The following is a 21,070-nucleotide window of genomic DNA, read 5'->3' as shown; positions in this document are numbered from 1 at the left end:
TGCGCGGCATGGTCGAGGGCCTGACGTCACCGGTACCGGTGAGCTCCCGGCTGCCCGCCGTGCTCCAGGAGGACGACCTGCTGCACCGGTTCACGGGCGCGTTCGACGATGCCCTCGCGCCCGTCTACCTCACGCTCGACGCGCTGGCCTGCTACGTCGACCCGCACCTGGCACCCGCCGACTTCCTCGAGTGGCTGTGCGGCTGGGTCGGGATCGAGCCGGACGACACGTGGACGACCGAACGGCGCCGCGAGATCGTCGCGCACGCCGCGTCCGTGCACCGCTGGCGAGGCACGGCACGCGGGGTCGCGGAGGCCGTGCGGCTGGTCGTCGAGGGCGACGTGCAGGTGCGCGACAACGGCGGCTGCTCGTGGTCGGCGGCTCCCCTCGGCCCGATCCCGGGGTCGGCCGAGCCCGCGCTCCAGGTGCGGGTGTCCGCGCGTGGCGAGGTCGACCGGCGGCGCGTCGAGCGCGTCATCCGCGCGGTCTGTGCGGCGCACGTCCCGTTCACCCTCGAGGTCGTCCAGGAGGAGCCGTGATCGTCTGCCCGCAGTGCGGCAGTGCCAGCAAGGCCGACGAGCAGTTCTGCGGCGTGTGCGGCGCGTACCTCGTGTGGGACGCCGGTGCGCCGGAGGTGTCGCCGGGAGCCGAGGCCGCACCCCCCGAGGAACCGGCGACCGAGCCCCCGCCCACCGCGCTCCCGAACGAGACCGCGCCCCCGGCGCGCCGCGAGGCCGGACCGCAGGACGCACCCGTCGCCGCCGCAGCGCTGCTCGCGACACCGCCTCCCGCACCCCCGGAGGCCCGGTCGCAGCAACCCGCCGCCGTCCGCCCCGGTGTGCCGAAGCCGGCACCCACGCCACGACCGGCCGCGCTCGACGAGCCTGAGCCCTCCCCGGGCGACCTGGTGTGCGGGACCTGCGGCGCCGGCAACGCCGCCAGCCGCAAGTTCTGCCGGCGCTGCGGAGCGAGCCTCGCCGACGCACGCGTCCAGGCGCGCCGGTCGTGGTGGAGCAGGCTGTGGCGGCCCGAGCCGAAGCACGGCCCGGTGGCCGGCTACCGCCCGACGCTGCGCCGGCGACGCTTCCCGACGCGCCCGGTGGTCGCGGTGGTCGTCCTCGGCGCACTCGTCGGCCTCGGGCTCGCCTTCCGGCCCGAGATCGAGCGCGCCCGGATCACCGTGGTCGACCGGGTGCAGGGCAACGTCGCCGTGAACCCGACCGACGTCGTCGCGTCGAGCGCGCGCGCCGACCGCCCGGCGTCGCAGGCCCGCGACGGTGCCACGAACCTCGCCTGGAGCCCGGCGGACCCCGGCGACGGCGTGGGCCAGTACCTCGACCTGCCGTTCGCGCAGCCGTTCCGGCTCACCCGCGTGATCGTCCACGCGGGTGCGTCGACCGTCGAGAAGGAGTACCTGACGGGCTCGAGCCCGCAGGTGCTGACTCTGACGGCGATCACCGCCGCCGGCACGCAGCAGGTGGTCGAGATCCCCCTCGCCGACCGGGTGGGGCTCCAGAGCGCCGCCGTCGGCATCGACGACGTCGTCGGTGTGCGCCTGACGATCAGCTCCACGTACCGGGCGACACCGGAGACGTACGTGGCGATCGCCGAGGTGGAGTTCCGCGGCCGGACGTGACCTCGGCGGACGGCGCGAGGGCAGGGGTGGCCGGGAGGGTCGGGATGCCGAGCGCGTCGAGCATCGCGCGGTAGCCGGACGTCGCGCGGTGCGCCGCGGCCGCGTCCCCCGATGCCGTGTAGGCGGCCACGAGCAGGCGCCAGGCGTGGTCGCGGCACTCGTCGAGCTCGATGCTGCGCGCCGCCGCCGCGATCGCCTGCTCCGGTCGTCCGCGGTCGAGCTCCAGCTGCGCCAGGTCGGCGGCTGCGTCGGCCACCATCAGGCGGAGGCGCGCGCGCGGCGCGACCACCCACTCGGCCGGCCCGTCCTCCGGGAGCAGGTCCCCGCCGTAGAGGTCCAGCACCCGCCCCAGCTCGTCCGCGGCGGCATCGCTGTCCCCCGTCGCGCGCCGCCGCGCCGAGCCACGGACGGCGCGCTCCAGCTCGTCGACGTCGCACCGGGACCCCGGCCGGAGCACCAGGGTGTACGCCTCGCCGTCGCGGACGACCAGTCGGCTGGAGCGCGTGGGCACCCGCGGCTCGAGCGCCCGGCGCACCGCCGAGATGCTGACGTGCAGGTTGTGCATCGCCGCCCGCGGGTCGAGCTCCGACCACAGCGCCTCGGCCAGCTGCTCGCGGTGCACGGGTCGGCCGGCGTGCAGGGCGAGCATGCGCAGCGCGCTGCGCGCCCGGGGCCGCACCCCGGACAGGTCCACCGCCGAGCCGTCGACGGCCACCCGGAACTCCCCCAGGCAGCGGACGTGCAGCTCCGGCGCCCGGTCCTCCGCCTCGGCCGGGCCGGGACCGACACGACGACCCACGGGCGTCGGCACGGCCGGCACGCGCGCGGGGGGTGCCGGCCGGACCGGCACCCGCCCGCCGCACAGCCCGACGGCCCGGACCGGCCGCATGTCCACCCCCGTCTCGAGCCCGGACGACTCGGCCAGAGCGGCCAGCTCGCCACCGTCCTCGGGGTCGGTGGCCGCCAGCGCGGCGTACGCGTAGGCGAGGGCACCGGGGACGCCGGCCGCGCGGGCGACGGCCTCCGCCACGCGTGCGTCCTGCCCCGCGTCCGGGAGCTGCTGCGCGGCCGCCGTGACCGCGTAGCAGGCGCGGGCCCACGCCGCGGGCACCGCCGCGTCGAGCGCCTGCCACCGCCGCACCAGCTCCTCCCAGGCGTCCGGCTCGGCCGCGCCCAGCGAGAGGCCGGCGAGCGCCGACCACGTCAGGACCAGCGCAGACCCCCAGGGGTCGTGGTCCGCCTGCCGGTCGGCGGCGAACGCGCGGGACTGCGCGCGAGCGGCACCCGTGCCGTCGAGCCCGACGATGAGACCGTGCGCCAACCGGGCCAGCCAGGTCAGGCCCTGCCGGTCGGCCTCCCCCTGCACCCGGTCGATCGTGCGCAGGACCGCACCCAGACGGCCGCCGGCCAGCGCGGCCTCGGCGAGCGCGGCACCGAGCACCAGCGGCCGCGGCCCGTCCGGGTCCGCGGCGGCCCGCCGCAGCGGTGCCGCAGCCTCGTGCTGCCGTCCCGCGAGCAGCAGGCACAGGCCCTCCGCGAGCGCACCGCCGGTCCCCCCGAGCCGATGGGCCCGCTCGGCCTGCGCTGCCGGGTCGCGGCGGAGGGCGGCACGGACCAGCCCGACCCACTCGTGCCCGTCCACCGGGACCTCGATCCCGTCGAACTCGGCCCACGTCGCGGCGCGTCCGGCGTCGGTGCGCGGCGGCGGCTCGTCGGCGAGGACGGCCTGCGCGCGGTCGTGCCAGATCCGCGCGGAGGCACCCAGGTGCTCGGCGTGCGCCGCCCGCAGGTGCTGGTGCAGCACGCGCGGCAACCGGTAGTGCACACCGTCCTCGGTGCTCGCCAGCGACCACGTGCACTCCAGCTCGCGCAGCAGCCCGGTTGCCTGCGGCGCGCCGTCGGCCCCGCTGATCTCCCTGGTCAGGGCGTCGCAGCGGTCGGCGGTGAGCTCGTCGAACACAGAGCCCCAGTGCAGCAGCTGCACCAGCGGTCGATCCAGCTCCGCGAGCACCTCACCGACGAGGTAGTCGCGCGCGTAGTGCGGGTCGCCCCGCATGGACCGGACGGCCCGGCGGCGGTCGGCCGGGAGCAGGCCGTCGGTCGCCCGCTGGAACAGGTGGACCGCGGCAGCCCACCCCTCCGTCTCGTGGGTGAGCGTCTCCACGTCGTCCGTCGTCAGCGGGTGCCCGTACACGTCGCGGAACAGCCGGTCCACCTCCCACGTGCGCATCCGCAGGTCCGCCCCGGTGACGACGACGGGCGGGTCGATCTCGGAACGGGCGAGCGTGAACGTGGGCTGGCGTCGCGTTCCCATCACGACGTGGACGGTGGGTGCCGACGTGAGCAACAGCTGCTCCAGCTCGGCAGCGGCACCGGCGCCCAGGAGCTCGTGCACGTCGTCGAGCACCAGCAGGGTCGGCCCGGCGCAGGCCCTCAGCACCCCGCTGACCTCGGTCGGCGTGAGAGTCACCGCGCGCGAGCCCGACCGCACCGAGATCCCCGCGCGCGTGCAGCGCGCCCACACCACAGGCAGCCCGCACGAGGCAGCCCACTGGGCCAGCACCGTCGTCTTCCCCGACCCGCGGGGTCCGACGACGATGCCCGTCCCCGCCTCCAGCACGTCGTCGAGCGCGCTCATGAGCGCGCGACGAACGACGCCCCGCCGCGCAGCCGGCACACCCGACTCGATCACGGCAGCGGCGACGGCCTGCATCCCCTGCGCCATCGCAGCCTCCGGCCCCCCCTGGGCGGTGCCCGGCATGCCGACCGAGCACCACCCACGATCCTCGCAGCACGGCACCCTGTTCGACGAGGGAATGACCGGGCGAAACGGCGCACATCGGACAGTCGCGCCGGGGACCGTCACACCTTTGCGCGGTACTCCGCACTCGCGACGATGGACGCGATGATCTCCTCGTCGCGCGCTCCCTGCTGGATCGCGCTGACCCACGTCTGCCGGCCGGTGGGGTCGATGCCCCGCCGCAGGAGCGTCCCGTAGTACCCGTCGACGACGCTCGTCAGGTGCTCGTCGGAGTACAGGAACCCACGGGCGACCGACTCCCGGCTGGTGCCGGCGTTGAGCCGTCCCTGCCAGAACGCGATCTCGCTCGCGGCGGGGGCGCGGCCCAGCACCTTCGTGTACAGCCGGACGATCCACCCCGTGTCCGTGCCGCCGCCACGGGCGTAGTACTCGGGCGACGAGATGAAGCCGGCCTGCATCTGCTCGATGTGCAGACCGGAGCGCATGGCGGACAGCCAGTCGGCGGCGCCCGCCGGATCGGGCCCACGGTCGAGGTACGTCGCGTACGCCTCGGCGATCATCCGCCCGCGGTACTCGTCGGAGTACGTGATCCCGTTCGCCACCTGACCGTAGGGCGTCCCCGTCCGCAGGCTCGCCGACCAGCTGGTGAGTCCCACCGCGTCGGGGGTTCGCCCGAAGAGGTCGCTGTAGACCTTCGTGACGTAGGCCTGGACCGGGTCCACCGCCGGGGCGGGCGGCGCCGGGGCGGGCGGCGCCGGGGCGACGACCGGGGCGCACTGCCCGGCGTACGGCGGGATCCTCCAGACGATCGTGACGACGTTCCCGTCCTCGGTCGTCGTCGCGCCCAGGCGCGAGGGGTCGTACTGGTAGCCGTCCCGGACGACGACCTTCACGATCAGGTCACCCGCGGCCAGGTCGTGGACGCCGGTCACCGGGTGACCACCCTGCGTCAAGGTCACCGACTCGATGCCGTCGCGCGACTGCTGCTCCTGCTCCTGCGGTGTGCCGGGCGCTCCGAGGATCGAGTCGTACCCCCACCCGAACTCGGCACCCACGAGCTGACCGCCCACGCACGTGATCGGTCCGCCTCCGTACCCCAGAGCGACCAGCAGCGGAGCCGGGTCGTCGGCGTTCAGGTTCCAGCCGGAGATGCCCACGAGCTCGCCGCGCGCGGTGCGGGCCCACGCGAACAGCGTGTGGGAGCCCCCTTCCACGTCGGGCAGCACGACGGAGGCGTGGCGGGGGTCGGTGCCCTTCAGCTCGGTCACCGGAGCGTCGTCCAGCTGGTAGGTCCAGTGCGCGATGTCGGCGTTCTCGGCCTCGAAGCCGAGCTCCCAGCCGTTCTCGCGCGGGCCGCCGCCGGAGTCGAGGATCGAGACCCCGATCCACGGCGTCCCGACAGCGATGCTCCAGGTCTTGACGCCGACGAGGGCGCCCCGGTCGTCACGGGCCTGGACGACGACGGTGTGGTCGCCGTCGGCGAGCGCCAGCTTCAGCACCGCCTCGCGCAGCGCGCTGCCGGGGAACACCGTCGCCGGGCCGCCGTCGAGCCGGTAGGACCACTGCGCCACGTCCGAGTGCAGCGCCGTGTAGCCGAGCTCGTAGTGGTGCTCGTCGGGCCAGGTGGAGTACCACGAGTGCAGCACCTCGGCGCCGGCGGGAGGCACCTCCGTGTCGAGGTCCCAGGCCCCGATCCCGACCAGCGCTCCCGCGTCGTCCCACGCGCGGACAGTGACGGTGTGGTCCCCGGCAGGAGGCGACGTCAGACGCACGGTCGCGTGCCGGGCGTCGGTCGCTGCGAACTCCACGCTGCGGCCGTCGTCGATCTGATAGGTCCACCGCGCGACGTCCGAGTGGTTGGCGCCGAACCCGATCTCCACGGCGCCGTCGTAGAAGCCGCCTCCGGAGTCCAGGTGCTCGACGAAGCCCGCCGGGGTCGCGACGGTGACGACCAGCGTCACGGTGCCGAGCAGGGCGCCGCCCGCGTTCCGCGCCCAGACGGTCGCGTCGTAGGTCCCGTCGCTCGGGCGGCCAAGGTAGCCGGTCATGTGCCGGGCGTCGGTCCCCAGGACGGCCTTCACCGGCTCGCCCTCGAGCTGGTAGGTCCAGTGCGCGACGTCGGCACTGTTCGAGGTCGCGGTGAGCCAGTAGCCCGAGCCGTCGACGTTCCAGCCCGCCGACAGGGTCCCGACGGGGACGACGAGCCCGACGGCGCTGTGGGCCGTGGTGGGGGCCGTCGCACCGGCCGAGGTCGGCACGGCGCCGACGAGCGCGACCGCGCCGGCGGCGACGAGCGCCGCGGCTCGCAGGCCGAGTCGTGACGGCAGGGTGAGCGCGGGCACGGATCCTCCGAGGAACGTGGGTGACTTGCCTGAAACATCGGTGTCTGCGACGCCCGGCTTGAGCCGAAAAGCGCCGCGGTTCCGCTATTCCCGGCGCTCGCGTGCCGCGCGCACTGCTTCCCGAAGGAATGCCCGAGAGCTCGAACCGCGTGGCCCCTCCGGCGTCCCCCTGCACCCCTAGCAGGTCGACGTGGTGCCGGCGCTCGTCAAGCGACAGGTCCGGTGGACTCGCGCAGTCGCAGCTCGGTCGGCAGGACCACGCGGACCGGTGGCCCGTCGGCCGTTCCCCGCACCGCGGCCTTGAGCAGGATCTCGACCGCGGCCCGCCCCACGTCGGCGTGTGCGCCGCCCAGGGTCGTCAGGCGCGGGGTGCAGAGGTCGGCGGCGAAGATGTCGTCGAAGCCGACGACGGAGACGTCCGCCGGAACCCGGACCATGCGCTGCTGCAGGCGCTGCACCACACCGATCGCGAGCAGGTCGTTGTGCGCCACGAAGGCGGTCGCGCCCGTCACCAGAGCCGCATCGGCCGCGAGGCCGCCCTGTGCCACCTTGGGTGTGAACGGGCCGACCCGGTCGGCACGCATGCCGGCCTCGTCCGCGGCCGTGCGCAGCGCCGACCACCGGGTGCTGGCCATCCAGGAGCTGCGGGGGCCGGCCAGGTAGACGAGGTGACGGTGCCCGAGCGAGTCCAGGTGCTGCACGATCTGCCGGCAGCCGTCCACGTGGTCCAGCAGCGCGCACGGCAGACCGGGCAGCTCGCGGCTGACCAGCACCACCGGCCGTTGCGCGGCCAGGTGGGCCAGGTTCTCGTCCGGGAGCCTGCTGGCGGCCAGCACGAAGCCGTCCACCGACGGGAGGAGGCGCTGGATCTGCTCGAGCTCGATGCGGGCGGACTCCTCCGCGTTGACCAGCACGAGGGTGTGCTCGGAGGCCTTGGCCCGCATCTCCGCCCCGCGGATCAGCTCGAAGTAGTGCGGGTTGGTGATGTCGGAGACGACCATCGCCACGGTGGAGTGGTGGTCGGAGAGCAGGGCGCGGGCGTGGGGGTTGGGCCGGTAGCCCAGCTGCTCGGCGACGGCCAGCACGTGCTCGCGCGTCGCCGCGCCGACCCGTGACGGCGTGGAGAACGCCCGGGACACGGTGGACGTCGCCACCCCCGCCGCACTGGCGACGTCATAGATCGTCGGGCCTCGCACGCAGCCAGCCAACCCATCTCGGCAACTTTTGACAACCCCTTGCCCTGGTTGTCACGGGCTCAATAGCGTCCCGGCTGTGACGAACATCACATCCCAGCCGGGAGGCCGGCTGCACGCGTTCTTCGCCGACCCTCCCCGGCCGGTGGCCCGCACGGTCCACGCGCTCACCGTCATCGAGCTCGCCATCGGCGTGCTCGCCATGCTGCTGATCTTCGTCCTGGTCCTGGTGCAGGCCGCGCAGCGCTACCTGCCGGTGCAGGGGTGGCCGTGGACCGGCGAGCTGGCCCGGTTCTCCCTGGTCTGGCTCACCTTCGTGACCGCCGGCGTCCTCGTCAGCAGCGACTCGCACATCGCCATCGAGACGATCGACGCGGTCCGCAACCCCACCGTCCGCCGCGTGGTCCGGGTGGTCGCCTGCCTGACGGTCGCGGCGATCGGCGCCCTGCTCACCGCCGAGGCGTGGGAGCTGATGCACACCCAGGGCATCCTGCGCTCGCCCGCGATGGGGATGCCCATGTCGTGGCTGTACGCGATCTCGATCGTGGGCTTCGTCAGCACCACCCTGCGCGCGACTGTCGCGGCAGCGCGGTTCGCGGTGCTCGGCGTCCCCGACCCGGACGAGCTGGACGCCACGCTTCCCGGGGTGGCGAGCACATGAGCCTGCTCGTGCTCTGCGTGCTCATCACCGTGCTCCTGCTGGCGCGGGTGCCGGTCGCGTTCGCGTTCATCGGACCGTCGCTGCTGTACCTGCTGACCACCGGGCAGTCGCTCGGGCTGTCGCTGCGGCTGGTCGCCCAGTCGACGGCCAGCTTCCCCCTGCTCGCGGTGCCCCTCTTCATCCTGCTGGGCTGCCTGGCCAGCCACGCGGGGATCGCGGACCGCCTGTACGCGTTCGCGCTCGCGCTGCTCGGCCGGGTCCGCGGGAGCCTCGGTTACGTCAGCGTCGGGGTGAGCGTCGGCTTCTCCTGGATCAGCGGCTCGGCGGTCGCGGACGCTGCGGCGCTGGGCAAGATCCAGATCCCGGCGATGCTGCGCGAGGGGTACTCCAAGCGGTTCGCGCTCGGTGTGTCGGGGGCGTCCGCGCTGATCGCCCCCGTGATGCCGCCGAGCATCCCCGCGGTGATCTTCGCGGGCCTGGCGGCCGTGTCGACCGGTGCGATGTTCGCCGCATCCGTGGTGCCGGCGCTGCTGATGGCGCTCGGGCTGTGCGTGGTCGTGTTCTTCTGGGTGCGCCGCGACCCGAACATCCGCGTCACCCGGTTCGACCGCGGCGACCTGGGACGGTCTGGTCGGCGCGTGCTCGGGGTCCTGGTCGCGCCCGCCCTCATCCTCGGTGGCATCCTCAGCGGCTGGTTCACGCCGACCGAGGCGGCCGCGGTGGGTGCGGCGTACATCGGCCTGCTCGGCTTCGCGTACCGCACGCTGCACTGGAGGGATCTGCCGAAGGTCCTGGTCGAGGCGGTGCTCACCTCGGGCGCGATCCTGCTCATCGTGGCCTCGGCCAACCTGCTGGGCTACATCTTCGCCCGCGAGCGCGTGCCGCAGGCGATCTCCGGGTGGGTGCTCGGGATCACGACCGACCCGACCGTCTTCCTGCTGCTGGTCCTGGCGCTCTCGCTCGTCCTGGGCACCGCGCTCGACGCGATCGCGGTGCTCACCCTCACCGTGCCGATCCTCATGCCGATCGCCGCGCAGTACGACGTCGACCCCATCGCCCTGGGCGTGCTGATGATCCTGTCGCAGATGATCGGGCTGCTCACGCCGCCGGTCGGCACGGTCATCTTCGTCCTGCAGGCGATCGCGAAGGCCCGCATGTCGGAGGTGTTCTGGGGCTCGCTGCCGTTCATGGTGCCGCTGCTGCTGCTGTGCGTCGCGATCATCCTGTGGCCGGACGCGATCCTCTACCTGCCGCAGAGGCTCGGGCTGTGAACGCGCGGCGCTCGATCCTCGCCGGGCTCCTGGGCCGGGGCGTCGGCCCGTCGCTCACGCCGGAGCTGCACGAGCGCGAGGCCGCGCGCCAAGGTCTGCGATACGTCTACAAGACCGTCGACCTGGACGACGGCCAGCTCGACCCCCGCCACCTGCGTGAGCTGCTCAGGTCCGCGGTGGAGCTCGGCTTCGACGGGCTGAACGTCACCCACCCGATCAAGCAGGCGATGGTCCCGCTGGTGGATCGGGTGTCGTCGGAGGTGGCCGCCATCGGGGCGCTGAACACGGTCGTCGTCTCCGACGGGCTGACGACCGGGCACAACAGCGACGTCACCGGGTTCACCGCCGCCTTCCTGGACGGCCTGCCCGACGCGGATCTCGGTGAGGTGCTGCTGCTCGGCGCGGGCGGTGCGGGTACCGCGGTCGCGCACGCACTGGCTGCTCTGGGCGTGCGGCGGCTGTCGGTCGCCGACCCGGACGTCGAACGCGTGCGAGCCCTGGTGCGCTCGCTCGACCGGACCCCGCACCAGGTGCAGGTCGACGGCGTGGCCCCGCACGACGTGCCAGCAGCCCTCGCGCACGTGGCGGGCCTGGTGAACGCCAGCCCGATCGGGATGACCGGGCACCCGGGCGCCCCGGTGGACACCTCCGCGCTGCCGCCCGGGCTGTGGGTCGCGGACATCGTCTACCGCCCGCTGTTCACCGCTCTGCTGCGGGACGCGCACGCCCGCGGCTGCCGGACCCTGTCCGGGGCCGGGATGGCCGTGCACCAGGCGGCCGACACGTTCGAGCTCATCACCGGGCGACCGGCGCACCGAGCGGACATGTTCGGCGACTTCGACGAGCTGGTCGCCGCCGAGACCGGCGGTGATCGTCACACCCCCGAGGCCCCGGCTCCGGGATCCCCCACAAGGAAGTGAGGTCGAGATACCCATGCGATGGAACCCGAAGGTCGCCCTCGTCGCAGGGGCGGTCATCACGCTCACCGCGCTGACTGCGTGCAGCGGCGACGACGATCCCGCCGCGGAACCCAGCGAGCCTGGAGCCACCGCCGAGGAGGTCACGCTGCAGCTGGCGCACAGCTACGCCGAGACCCAGCCGCAGCACCGTTGCGGCGCCCAGGTCATCGCCGACGAGGTCGCCGCAGCCGACGTCGGCCTGACGGTCGAGATCTTCCCCGGCAGCCAGCTGGGTGGGGACGCCGACCGCATCGCGTCCGTCGTCTCCGGCGACATCGACATGGACATCCAGGGCGCGTCCGCCCTGGGTGCCGTGTACACCCCGATCAGCGTGCTGGACGCGACGTACGCGTTCGACGACAGCGACCACCTGGCCCGGTTCTTCTCGGACGAGGCGTCCGACGAGCTCCTCGGCGGGTTCGAGGAGGAGACAGGCGTCCACACCCTCGGCGCGTGGTCCGCAGGCATGCGGCAGTTCACCGCGAACAAGCCGATCCGCAGCCCCCAGGACCTCGAGGGGCTCAGGATGCGGTTCCCCGCCTCGCCGCAGTTCCTGATGAACGCCGAGGCACTCGGTGCGGCAGCGACCGAGGTGGCGTACGAGGAGCTCTTCCTGGCACTGCAGCAGGGCACCGTGGACGGCCAGGAGAACCCGATCGTGAACATCGACGCGAGCAACCTGGAGGAGGTGCAGGACTTCATCAGCATGTCGTCGCACCAGGCCAACTCCAACCTCGTGATCATCGGCGGCGACGCATGGGGCGGCTTGTCCGCCGAGCAGCAGGAGGCGCTGCAGGCCGCCGTCGACACGGCCATGGAGCAGGTGCCCGGCTGCGTGGACGAGGACGAGCAGGCGAAGCTCGCGGAGTGGCAGGAGACCGGTGCCATGGAGGTCGTCGACGACGTGGACGTCGACGCCTTCCGCACCCAGGCCGACGCCTACCTGCGGGAGAACTTCACGCCGGAGCAGCTCACCGTCTACGAGGCCATCCGGGCCACGTCCGAATGACGACCGTCGGGGAGGTTCACACGTTCCGCGGACCGGTCTCGACGGCCGACCTCGGGACGACGTTGCTGCACGAGCACGTGTTCGTCCGCGACCACGAGCTCGAGGTGAACCTCCCCGACCCCGAGTGGGACCCGGCGGCGATGGTTGCCGCCGCGGTCGACGGGCTGCGCCGGGCGCACGCGCTCGGCGTCCGCTCCGTCGTCGACCTCACCGTGCCCGGCCTCGGTCGGGACGTCGCCCTCGTCGCACAGGTGGCCGCCCGGTCCCCCGTGCACCTGCTGGCCAGCACGGGCTGGTACGCGCCGAGCGCGCTGCCGGTGACGTTCGGGGTTCGCGGTCCTGGCCTCCTGATCGACGGCCCGGACCCGCTCGACGCGCTCTTCGTCCGGGACATCGAGCAGGGCATCGCCGGCACCGGCGTGCGGGCCGCGATGCTCAAGATCGTGCTCGACCGCGCGGGAGCGACGCCCGACGTGCTCCGGGTGCTCGCCGCCGCAGCCGCAGCCCACAGGCGGACCGGCGTCCCGGTCACCGTGCACACCGACCCCGCGACACACCGCGGCCGCGAGGCCCTCGAGCTGCTGGGCCGGCACGGCGTCGACCCGAGCCGGGTGATCCTGGGGCACAGCGGTGACAGCGAGGACGTCGACGAGCTGCGTGCCCTGCTGGACAGCGGCGCCACGATCGGCATGGACCGGTTCGGCATGGAGCACGTCCTCCCGGACGACCGCCGTGTGCGCACCGTGCTTGCCCTGCTCCGGCTCGGCTACGCCGACCGGATGGTGCTCTCGCAGGACGCCGCGTTCTACAGCCGCGTCACCCCACCGTCCTGGCGGCGGGCGCACGCACCCCACTGGCACCTCGAGAACCTGCCGCGGCGCGTGCTGCCGATGCTCCGGGCCGGCGGGGCGACCGAGGAGGACCTGCACCAGATGCTGGTCGCCAACCCCGCCAGGCTGCTCGCCACCGCGCCGGTCGCAGCCGGCGCGCGCACCGGCCCGGCCGCACGTGAGGAGGAGCGGTGATGCTGCGGACCTCGATCGCCACGGTCTGCCTCAGCGGCACCCTGACCGAGAAGCTGCACGCCTGCGCCGAGGCCGGGTTCGACGGCGTCGAGCTGTTCGAGCCCGACCTCCTGGCGTCCCCGACCAGCCCTGAGGAGGTCGGCGCACTGGCCCGTCGGCTCGGCCTGAGTCTCGACCTCTATCAGCCGTTCCGGGACGCCGAGGGCGTCACCGAGCCCGAGCTCGCGGCGGTGCTGCATCGCGCCCGTGCCAAGTTCCGGCTGATGCAGCGGCTCGGCGTCGACACCGTGCTCGTCTGCTCCAACGTGGGCACCGCGACGGTGGACGACGACGCGGTGTCCGCCGACCAGCTGCGTCGGCTCGGCGACGAGGCACAGGCCCACGGCGTGCGGATCGCCTTCGAGGCGCTCGCGTGGGGACGGTACGTGGACGACTACCGGCGCGCCTGGCGGATCGTGGAGCGGGCCGACCACCCCGCCGTGGGCGTCTGCCTGGACAGCTTCCACATCCTGTCGCGCGGCCACGACCCCGCCGAGATCGCACAGATCCCGGCGGAGAAGATCTTCTTCCTGCAGCTCGCGGACGCTCCGGCCCTGACCATGGACGTGCTGTCCTGGAGCCGGCACCACCGGCTGTTCCCCGGAGAGGGCTCGTTCGACCTGGCGGCGTTCCTCGCGCACGTGCTCGACGCCGGGTACACCGGCCCCGTCTCGCTGGAGGTCTTCAACGACACCTTCCGGCAGACCGACGTGCAGCGCACCGCCCGGCAGGCGAAGCGCTCCCTGACCTGGCTCGAGGACCAGGTCGCGCGGCGCCCGCTGCGGTCCCGGCGTCCCGACGGCCCGAGCCGGCTGCCGGACGTCGGGCAGCCCGTCGCGTTCGACTTCGTCGAGGTGAAGGCGGAGGACGCCGGCGAGGTGGACGAGGTGCTGCGGATGCTCGGCTTCACCTTCCGCGGCCACCACCGGAGCAAGCCGGTGCGGCTCTGGACCCAGGGCGCGGCACGGGTGCTGTGCAACGAGCACCTGGCCCGCGAGTGGGCGCCCACGCTGGCCGCGATCGGCATGGAGGTGCCCGACCCGGAGGCCTCGGTGCGCCGCGCCCGCCTGCTCGGAGCGCCCTCGGTGTTCCGACGCACCCGCGCCGGCGAGCAGGACCTGGTGGCGTTCCGCGCCCCGGAGGGCACGGAGATCTTCTTCGCCGAACCCTCGCTCGCCGAGCCGACCTGGGTGCCGGAGTTCGACGGCGGCGAGGAACCGGGCGGAGCGCCCGCGCTCACGATCGACCACGTGAACCTCGCCCACCCGTGGCAGACCTTCGAGGAGTCCGTGCTCTTCCACACCAGCGTGCTCGCCCTGCGCTCGCAGGGCACCCAAGAGGTCGCCGCCCCGACCGGGTTGGTGCGCAGCCGCGTGATGCGGTCGGACGACGGCGCGGTCCGGCTCGCGCTCAACGTGGCTCCCGTGCTGGACCGCGGACTGCCCCAGCACGTCGCGTTCCGGAGCCCCGACGTGGTCGCAGCCGCGCGGGCCGCCCGGGCACGCGGTCTGCACCCGCTGCCGATCCCTGCCAACTACTACGACGACCTGGCAGCCCGGTTCGACCTGCCCGCGGCGGTGCTCGACGAGATGCGCGAGCTCGGCGTGCTGTACGACCGGGACGAGTCCGGGGGCGAGTTCCGGCACTTCTACACGCGCACGGTCGGCGCCGTGTTCTTCGAGCTCGTGCAGCGCGACGGCGGGTACGACGGGTACGGCGCGGCCGGTGCCCCGGTCCGCCTCGCCGCCCAGCACCTCGCGTCCGCCGGGAGGTGAGCGGGATGACCGACCTCACCCAGGAGACGATCTCCGCGGAGATCGCGGACCGGCACCAGCGGGAGCAGGGAAGCGGTGCCGTGCACCCGCGTCGCGACTTCCCTCCGTACCGGTCGACCGTCCTGCGCCACCCGACGCACGAGCTGGTGCGTGCCGACCCCGAGGAGATCGAGCTGGTCTCCCCCGCGTTCGGGCACACCGACGTGGCGGCCCACGAGTCGGACCTCACCATCCAGCACGCGGGTGAGCCGCTCGGCGAGCGCATCATCGTCACCGGCCGCGTCCTGGACGGCGACGGGCGCCCGGTCGGGGGTCAGCTCATCGAGGTCTGGCAGGCCAACGCCGGCGGCCGGTACGCGCACAAGCGCGACCAGCACCCCGCGCCGCTCGACCCCAACTTCACCGGCGTCGGCCGGTGCATCACCGGCGAGGACGGCTCGTACCGACTGACGACGATCAAGCCCGGCCCGTACCCGTGGCGCAACCACCGCAATGCCTGGCGCCCCGCGCACATCCACTTCTCGTTCTTCGGCACGGCGTTCACGCAGCGGCTCGTCACGCAGATGTACTTCCCGGGCGACCCGCTGTTCGGGCTCGACCCGATCTACCAGTCGATCACCGACCCCGCAGCCCGCGCCCGGCTCGTCGCGACGTACGACCACGAGGTGAGCGAGCCTGAGTGGGCGCTCGGGTACCGCTGGGACGTCGTCCTGACCGGCCCGGGCGCCACCTGGACGGAGCCGGAGGATCCGGACCATGCCTGAGCAGACCCCCGGCCAGACGGTCGGCCCGTTCTTCGGGTACGCCCTGCCCTTCGACGGCGGTCCGGAGGTCCGGGCACCGTGGCAGCCCGACGCGGTCCGGCTGCACGGGGTCGTGCTCGACGGCGCGGGCTCCCCCGTCCCCGACGCCATGATCGAGGTCTGGGGCGCCGACGGGGACGGGCGCCCCTCCACGGAGCGCGGCTCGTTGGCCCGGGACCCGAACGGGTTCACCGGCTTCGGGAGATCAGCGACGAGCGCGGACGGGCACTACGCGTTCAGCACGGTGAAACCTGGTGTCGGCCGGAGCGGTGTCGGCCGGAGCGGTGTCGGCCGGAGCGGTTCCGCGCCGTACGTCGTGCTGGCCGTCTTCGCCCGCGGCCTGCTGCACCACCTGCTCACCCGGGCGTACTTCGGCGACGAGCCCGACGCCAACGCGACCGACCCCCTGCTGCGGCGCCTCGACCCGGACCGGCGCGGCACGCTCGTCGCCACCGTAGACGGTCCGCGCTCGTACCGCCTGGACCTGCGGCTCCAGGGGCCCGGCGAGACCGTGTTCCTCGACTACGGGACCGCGCAGTGACGCCCGGCGACTGGGGTCTGCTCCAGCCCGTGACCGCCGGCACCCGGGAGACGGCGGGTGACGACCAGGTGCTCGCCGCCATGGTGCAGGTCGAGGCCGCGCTGCTGCGCGCCTGGGCCCGGGTGGACGGTACCGACGACGATGCGGCCGCTCTCGCGCTCGACGCTGTCGCCGCGAACCCGTCCGACCTCGACCGGGACACGCTCGTGGCCGGCGTGGCACGCGATGGCGCCGGCGTCGCGGCATTGCTCGAGCTGCTGCAGGATCACCTCGAGCAGCGCGAGATCCCCGCTGCCCGGCTGCACACCGGCGCCACCAGTCAGGACGTCCTCGACTCCGCGCTCATGCAGGTCGCGCGCACCACCTTCGAGCATCTCCGCGCGCGGCTCGTCACGGTGGGAGCGGCCCTCGCCGTGCTCGCCGACGCCGACCGCGACGCCCCGCGCGTCGGACGCACCCTGGGCCGGAACGCCGCGCCGACGACGCTCGGGGTGCAGGTCGCCGGATGGCTGGACGGCATCAGCTCGGCCGTCGCCACCGTGGACCGGACACGGTTCCCGGTCCAGCTCGGCGGCGCAGTCGGCACCGGCGAGCAGGCCGATCGCGCCGCAGACCGACCCGGCGCCATCACCGTCCTCCGGTCCGCACTCGCCGAGGAGCTGGGCCTCGACGACCCCGGCCGCTCGTGGCACACCGACCGCAGCCCCGTCCTCTCGGTCGCCACCGCGGCAGCCACGGTGACAGCCGCCCTGGGTCGGATCGGTCGTGACCTGCTCACGGGCTCCCGTGAGGGCGTCGACGAGGTCGCTCTGGCGGGCGGCGGTGCGTCGTCGGCGATGCCGCACAAGCGCAACCCGGTCGATCCCATCGTCATGAGTGCCGCGGCCCTCCAGGCTCCGGGCCTGCTGTCCACGGTCACCCGCACGGCGGTCTCGTCCGACGAGCGTCCCGCCGGCGAGTGGCACGCGGAGTGGTCGCCGCTGCGTGACCTCGTGCGGCTCGCGGGCGGCTCGGCCGACGCGGCGGCGCGCACGGTCGCCGGGCTGACGCTGGACCGCGAGTCGGCCGCCCGGAACCTGCGGGTCGCCGGCGTGGGACCGGCTGACGACGTCACCCTCGCGGCATGCGGCGCGGTGGTGGACGCCGCGATCGCCCGCTTCCGGAGCACGCTCGACGGCGGGCCGACCTGATGAGCGTCCCCCGGTTGCGCGGCTCGTTCGCCCCGGCGACCGCCCCGGCCGCCCACCAGGACCTGCTGGTCCTGCTGCCGTCGCTCGGCACCACGACAGAGCTGTGGGACGGGGTCGTCGCGCACCTGCGGGACGACGCGTCGACCGCAGCGCTCCGCGTCCTGCGGGTCGATCTGCCCGGGCACGGCGCGAGCCCGGCGACGCGGGACCCGTTCACCGTGACCGAGCTCGGCGCGGCGGTGCTTCACGTCGTCGACGAGGCCGGGGGCGGGTCGTTCCACGTCGCCGGCGTCTCGCTCGGCGGAGCCGTCGCGCTCGAGCTCGCCGTGGTCCAGCCTGCCCGGCTGCTGAGCCTCACCCTGTGCTGCAGCGGTGCCCGCATCGGCACAGCCGACGGCTGGGTGCAGCGCGCGGCCGCGGTGCGCGCCACCGGGACCGCGTCCCTGGTCGCGGCGAGCGCGCATCGGTGGTTCGCCCCCGGCTTCCTCGAGCGCGACGGCCGCGCGGGGTCCGACACGCTCGACGCGCTCAGGCACGTCGACGACGAGTCGTACGCGCGCTGCGCGGAAGCGCTCGTGGACTTCGACCGGACCGGGTCGGTCTCCTCCGTCGCGGTCCCGACCCTGCTGGTCAGCGGCGAGCACGACGAGGTGACGACGCCCGCCTCGATGCAGCAGCTCGCCGAGGAGCTCGCGCGCGCGACGCACGCCACGGTCGCGTCGACCTCCCACCTGGCTGTCCTCGAGGCACCGGCGACGGTGGCCGCGCTGCTGCGGGACCACCTGAGCGGCTCCGGCGCGGACGACGACGTGCACGCCCGCGGGATGTCCGTGCGGCGCGCGGTCCTGGGCGACGAGCACGTGGACGCGGCGATCGCGGCGAGCACACCGCAGACGGCCGCGTTCCAGGACCTCGTCACCCGGTACGCGTGGGGAGAGGTCTGGAGCCGGCCCGGCCTGTCGCGCCGCGAGCGGTCGATCGCGACCCTCGCGCTCCTGGTCGCCGGCGGCCACGAGGCGGAGCTGCGGATGCACGTGCGGGCGGCGCTGCGCAACGGCCTCGAACCCGAGGAGATCACGGAGGTCATCCTGCACACCGCCCTCTACGCCGGACTGCCCTCGGCGAACGCCGCGATGACCGTCGCCCGCGACGCCTTCGCCGACGCCGAAGGAGGACCCGATGGACAAGACCGTCGCGACGGCTGACGCGGCCGTCGCCGACATCCGCTCGGGTTCCTCGCTCGCCGTCGGCGGCTTCGGGTTGTCGGGGGTGCCCATCGCCCTCGTCCGGGCCCTCCTCGCCCGCGGCGTCGACGACCTCGAGGTGGTGTCCAACAACTGCGGCGTCGACGGCTGGGGTCTGGGCGAGCTGCTCGCGGCGGGCCGCATCCGCAGGGTCGTGGCCAGCTACATCGGCGAGAACAAGGAGTTCGCCCGGCAGTACCTGAGCGGCGAGGTCGAGGTCGAGCTCACGCCGCAGGGCACGCTCGCCGAGCGGCTGCGCGCCGGCGGGGTCGGGATCCCCGCGTTCTACACGCCGGCCGGCGCGGGCACGGCAGTCTCCGACGGCGGGATGCCGCTGCGGTACGCCCCGGACGGCTCGGTCGCGCTGGCCAGCGCGCCCAAGGAGCTGCGGCGGTTCACGGCGTTCGGCCGGAGTCGCGAGTACGTCCTCGAGGAGGCCATCAGGACCGACTACGGGCTGGTGCGGGCGGCGGTCGGCGACCGGTACGGCAACCTCCGGTTCGAGAAGGCCGCCCGCAACTTCAACCCGCTCGCGGGCATGGCGGGCCGCCTGACCATCGCCGAGGTCGACGAGCTGGTCGAGCCGGGCGAGCTCGGGCCGGACGACATCCACCTGCCCGGCATCTACGTCGACCGGGTCGTCCTGCTCACCCCCGAGCAGTCCGCGGACCTCCCGATCGAGAAGACCACCGTCCGCGCGCGCCGCGAGGAGTCCTGATGCCGCTCACGCGCGACCAGCTGGCCGCCCGCGCTGCCCGCGAGCTCGAGGACGGGTCCTACGTGAACCTCGGCATCGGCCTGCCCACCCTGATCCCCAACCACCTGCCGCCCGGCGTCGAGGTCGTCCTGCACTCCGAGAACGGGATCCTCGGCGTCGGGCCGTACCCGTGGGAGGGCGAGGCGGACCCGAAGCTGATCAACGCGGGCAAGGAGACCGTCACGGTCCTGCCCGGCGCCGCGTACTTCGACTCGGCCGCCAGCTTCGGCATGATCCGCGGCGGCCGCGTCACGCACGCCGTCCTCGGCGCGATGCAGGTGTCGGCCGGCGGGGACATCGCCAACTGGGCCGTGCCCGGCACGCTGGTCAAGGGCATGGGCGGGGCGATGGACCTGGTCAACGGCGCCGCGCACGTCCTGGTCGTCATGGAGCACGTTGCCAAGGACGGGTCGGCCAAGATCGTCGAGCAGTGCACCCTGCCCCTGACCGGGCGGGCATGCGTCGACCGCATCGTCACCGACCTCGCCGTCCTGGACGTGACCGACGACGGCCTGCTGCTGGTCGAGCTCGCGCCGGACGTCACGGTGGAGCAGGTGCGGGCAGCCACCGCGGCTCCGTTCGCCGTGGCCCTCGCGGACCGGCCATGACCGAGCTCCGCGAGGTCGTCCTGTGCTCCCCGCTGCGCACTCCGGTCGGACGCCTGGGCGGGGCGCTCGCGCCGCTGACCGCTCGCGACCTCGCCACCACCGTGCTGCGCGCGCTCGTCGAGCGGACGCACCTGGACGTCTCCGCCGTCGACTCCGTCATCGGCGCGCAGGGCTACCCGACGATGGAGTCCCCCGCCTTCGGCCGCGTCGCCGCCCTGGACGCGGGCTTCCCCGTCACCACCACGGGCTACCAGCTCGACCGGCGCTGCGGCTCCGGGCTGCAGGCCGTGCTCAACGCCGCCATGGAGGTGCAGACGGGTGTCGCGGACGTCGTCGTCGCCCTCGGCGCCGAGTCCATGTCGAACGCCCCGCTCTACACCGAGCAGGGCCGGCGCGGTCTGCCGCCCGGCGGGCTCCTGCTGCACGACGCGCTCGCCCGCGGCCGCGCGACGGTCGGCGGTGCCGCCTACCCGACGCCTGAGGGGAACGTCGGCACGGCCGATGCCCTGCGCGCCGAGTACGGCATCAGCCGCGGGGACCAGGACGCCCTCGCGCTCCGCTCCCACCAGCGCGCCGTCGCCGCACAGCGCGCGGGGGCGTTCGACGCCGAGATCGTCCCGGTCACCGTGCCGGGGAGACGGGGACCGGTGGTCGTCGAGCGCGACGAGCATCCCCGTGCCGACACCACGCTCGACGCCCTCGCGGCACTCCGGCCCGTCCTCGTCGCCTCCGACCCCGACGCCACGGTGACCGCCGGCAACTCCAGCGGGCAGAACGACGCCGCGGCGGCCTGCATCGTCACGACCCCCGAGCACGCGCGCCGCCTCGGCCTCACGCCGGCCCTGCGTCTGCGCTCCTGGGCGGTCGCCGGCGTCGACCCCCGGCGCTTCGGGATCGCCCCCGTCCCCGCGACCCTGCTCGCGCTCGACCGCGCCGGTGCGACCCTCGCCGACCTCGACGTCGTCGAGCTGAACGAGGCCTTCGCCGTCCAGGTCCTCGCGTGCCTCGCCGACTGGCGCGTCGACCCCGACGACCCCCGCGTCAACCCCCGCGGCAGCGGCATCTCGCTCGGCCACCCGATCGGCGCGACCGGGCTCCGCATGCTCGCGACCCTCGCCCACGAGCTGCCAGGGCTCGACGGCACGCTCGGCGTCGAGACCATGTGCATCGGGGGCGGCCAGGCCCTCGCCGCCGTCCTCGAACGCGCCTGACCCGCAGGGAGCCGCGGGCCGGTCGTCCGCACTGCTCGCGTGCCG

Annotated in this window: 18 protein-coding genes; 15 read left to right on the top strand and 3 right to left on the bottom strand. The window is 74.2% G+C overall.

Going from position 1 to position 21,070, the window contains the following annotated elements; genetic code table 11:
* The first annotated feature begins 8 nt into the window (after nt 1–8).
* Entirely contained in the window at nt 9–539 is a 531-nt protein-coding gene (locus HP550_RS00800) for a phage tail protein (protein WP_210767490.1), read from the top strand.
* Nucleotides 536–1,636, top strand: a complete 1,101-nt coding sequence (locus tag HP550_RS00795) for a zinc ribbon domain-containing protein (protein WP_175345697.1) — start codon at nt 536–538, stop codon at nt 1,634–1,636. The genes HP550_RS00800 and HP550_RS00795 overlap by 4 nt, the downstream gene beginning before the upstream one ends.
* Here HP550_RS00795 and HP550_RS00790 read toward each other — a convergent pair.
* The 3 genes from HP550_RS00790 to HP550_RS00780 all read right to left on the bottom strand — a co-directional run bounded on the left by HP550_RS00790 (nt 1,563) and on the right by HP550_RS00780 (nt 7,935).
* A complete protein-coding gene (locus HP550_RS00790; RefSeq protein ID WP_175345696.1) occupies nt 1,563–4,361 on the bottom strand; it encodes an AfsR/SARP family transcriptional regulator in 2,799 nt (932 codons plus the stop codon). The genes HP550_RS00795 and HP550_RS00790 overlap by 74 nt on opposite strands.
* Nucleotides 4,362–4,498: 137 nt before the next feature.
* Nucleotides 4,499–6,739 (bottom strand): DUF4214 domain-containing protein, encoded by a 2,241-nt coding sequence (locus tag HP550_RS00785; RefSeq protein ID WP_175345695.1) that lies wholly within the window; start codon nt 6,737–6,739, stop codon nt 4,499–4,501.
* Nucleotides 6,740–6,945: 206 nt separating this feature from the next.
* Nucleotides 6,946–7,935, bottom strand: a complete 990-nt coding sequence (locus HP550_RS00780) for a substrate-binding domain-containing protein (protein WP_175345694.1) — start codon at nt 7,933–7,935, stop codon at nt 6,946–6,948.
* 76 nt (nt 7,936–8,011) lie between these two features.
* Between HP550_RS00780 and HP550_RS00775 the strand changes: the two genes are divergently transcribed.
* The 13 genes from HP550_RS00775 to HP550_RS00715 are packed head-to-tail and all read left to right on the top strand — an operon-like array spanning nt 8,012 to nt 21,025.
* A complete protein-coding gene (locus tag HP550_RS00775) occupies nt 8,012–8,593 on the top strand; it encodes a TRAP transporter small permease subunit (RefSeq protein ID WP_175345693.1) in 582 nt (193 codons plus the stop codon).
* Entirely contained in the window at nt 8,590–9,864 is a 1,275-nt protein-coding gene (locus HP550_RS00770; RefSeq protein ID WP_175345692.1) for a TRAP transporter large permease, read from the top strand. The genes HP550_RS00775 and HP550_RS00770 overlap by 4 nt, the downstream gene beginning before the upstream one ends.
* Nucleotides 9,861–10,784 (top strand): shikimate dehydrogenase, encoded by a 924-nt coding sequence (locus tag HP550_RS00765; RefSeq protein ID WP_175345691.1) that lies wholly within the window; start codon nt 9,861–9,863, stop codon nt 10,782–10,784. The genes HP550_RS00770 and HP550_RS00765 overlap by 4 nt, the downstream gene beginning before the upstream one ends.
* Before the next feature lie 13 nt (nt 10,785–10,797).
* On the top strand, nt 10,798–11,832 hold the full coding sequence (locus HP550_RS00760; protein WP_175345690.1) for a DctP family TRAP transporter solute-binding subunit: 1,035 nt from the start codon (nt 10,798–10,800) through the stop codon (nt 11,830–11,832).
* A complete protein-coding gene (locus HP550_RS00755) occupies nt 11,829–12,857 on the top strand; it encodes a phosphotriesterase family protein (protein ID WP_175345689.1) in 1,029 nt (342 codons plus the stop codon). Before HP550_RS00760 ends, HP550_RS00755 begins: the two co-directional genes overlap by 4 nt.
* Nucleotides 12,857–14,671: a sugar phosphate isomerase/epimerase and 4-hydroxyphenylpyruvate domain-containing protein gene (locus HP550_RS00750; protein ID WP_425484404.1), complete on the top strand. Its 1,815-nt coding sequence runs from the start codon at nt 12,857–12,859 to the stop codon at nt 14,669–14,671. Before HP550_RS00755 ends, HP550_RS00750 begins: the two co-directional genes overlap by 1 nt.
* A gap of 5 nt (nt 14,672–14,676) precedes the next feature.
* Nucleotides 14,677–15,435, top strand: coding sequence for a protocatechuate 3,4-dioxygenase subunit beta (gene pcaH, locus HP550_RS00745; RefSeq protein ID WP_175345688.1), 759 nt, complete (start codon nt 14,677–14,679; stop codon nt 15,433–15,435).
* Entirely contained in the window at nt 15,428–16,015 is a 588-nt protein-coding gene (pcaG, locus tag HP550_RS00740; protein WP_175345687.1) for a protocatechuate 3,4-dioxygenase subunit alpha, read from the top strand. Before pcaH ends, pcaG begins: the two co-directional genes overlap by 8 nt.
* The gene (locus tag HP550_RS00735) at nt 16,012–17,205 is read left to right on the top strand and encodes a lyase family protein (protein WP_175345686.1); all 1,194 of its coding nucleotides are present in this window, start codon (nt 16,012–16,014) and stop codon (nt 17,203–17,205) included. The genes pcaG and HP550_RS00735 overlap by 4 nt, the downstream gene beginning before the upstream one ends.
* Nucleotides 17,205–18,410: a bifunctional 3-oxoadipate enol-lactonase/4-carboxymuconolactone decarboxylase PcaDC gene (pcaDC, locus tag HP550_RS22035; protein WP_175345685.1), complete on the top strand. Its 1,206-nt coding sequence runs from the start codon at nt 17,205–17,207 to the stop codon at nt 18,408–18,410. Before HP550_RS00735 ends, pcaDC begins: the two co-directional genes overlap by 1 nt.
* The gene (locus HP550_RS00725; RefSeq protein WP_175345684.1) at nt 18,385–19,167 is read left to right on the top strand and encodes a CoA transferase subunit A; all 783 of its coding nucleotides are present in this window, start codon (nt 18,385–18,387) and stop codon (nt 19,165–19,167) included. The genes pcaDC and HP550_RS00725 overlap by 26 nt, the downstream gene beginning before the upstream one ends.
* Nucleotides 19,167–19,814, top strand: a complete 648-nt coding sequence (locus HP550_RS00720) for a 3-oxoacid CoA-transferase subunit B (RefSeq protein ID WP_175345683.1) — start codon at nt 19,167–19,169, stop codon at nt 19,812–19,814. The genes HP550_RS00725 and HP550_RS00720 overlap by 1 nt, the downstream gene beginning before the upstream one ends.
* Complete coding sequence (locus HP550_RS00715; protein ID WP_175345682.1) at nt 19,811–21,025, top strand: acetyl-CoA C-acetyltransferase; 1,215 nt, start codon at nt 19,811–19,813, stop codon at nt 21,023–21,025. Before HP550_RS00720 ends, HP550_RS00715 begins: the two co-directional genes overlap by 4 nt.
* The last annotated feature ends 45 nt before the right edge of the window (nt 21,026–21,070 follow it).

It is taken from the genome of Cellulomonas humilata, from assembly GCF_013359775.1.
GTDB classification, from domain to species: domain Bacteria; phylum Actinomycetota; class Actinomycetes; order Actinomycetales; family Cellulomonadaceae; genus Cellulomonas; species Cellulomonas humilata.
This window is presented reverse-complemented; position numbering and strand designations above follow the sequence as displayed.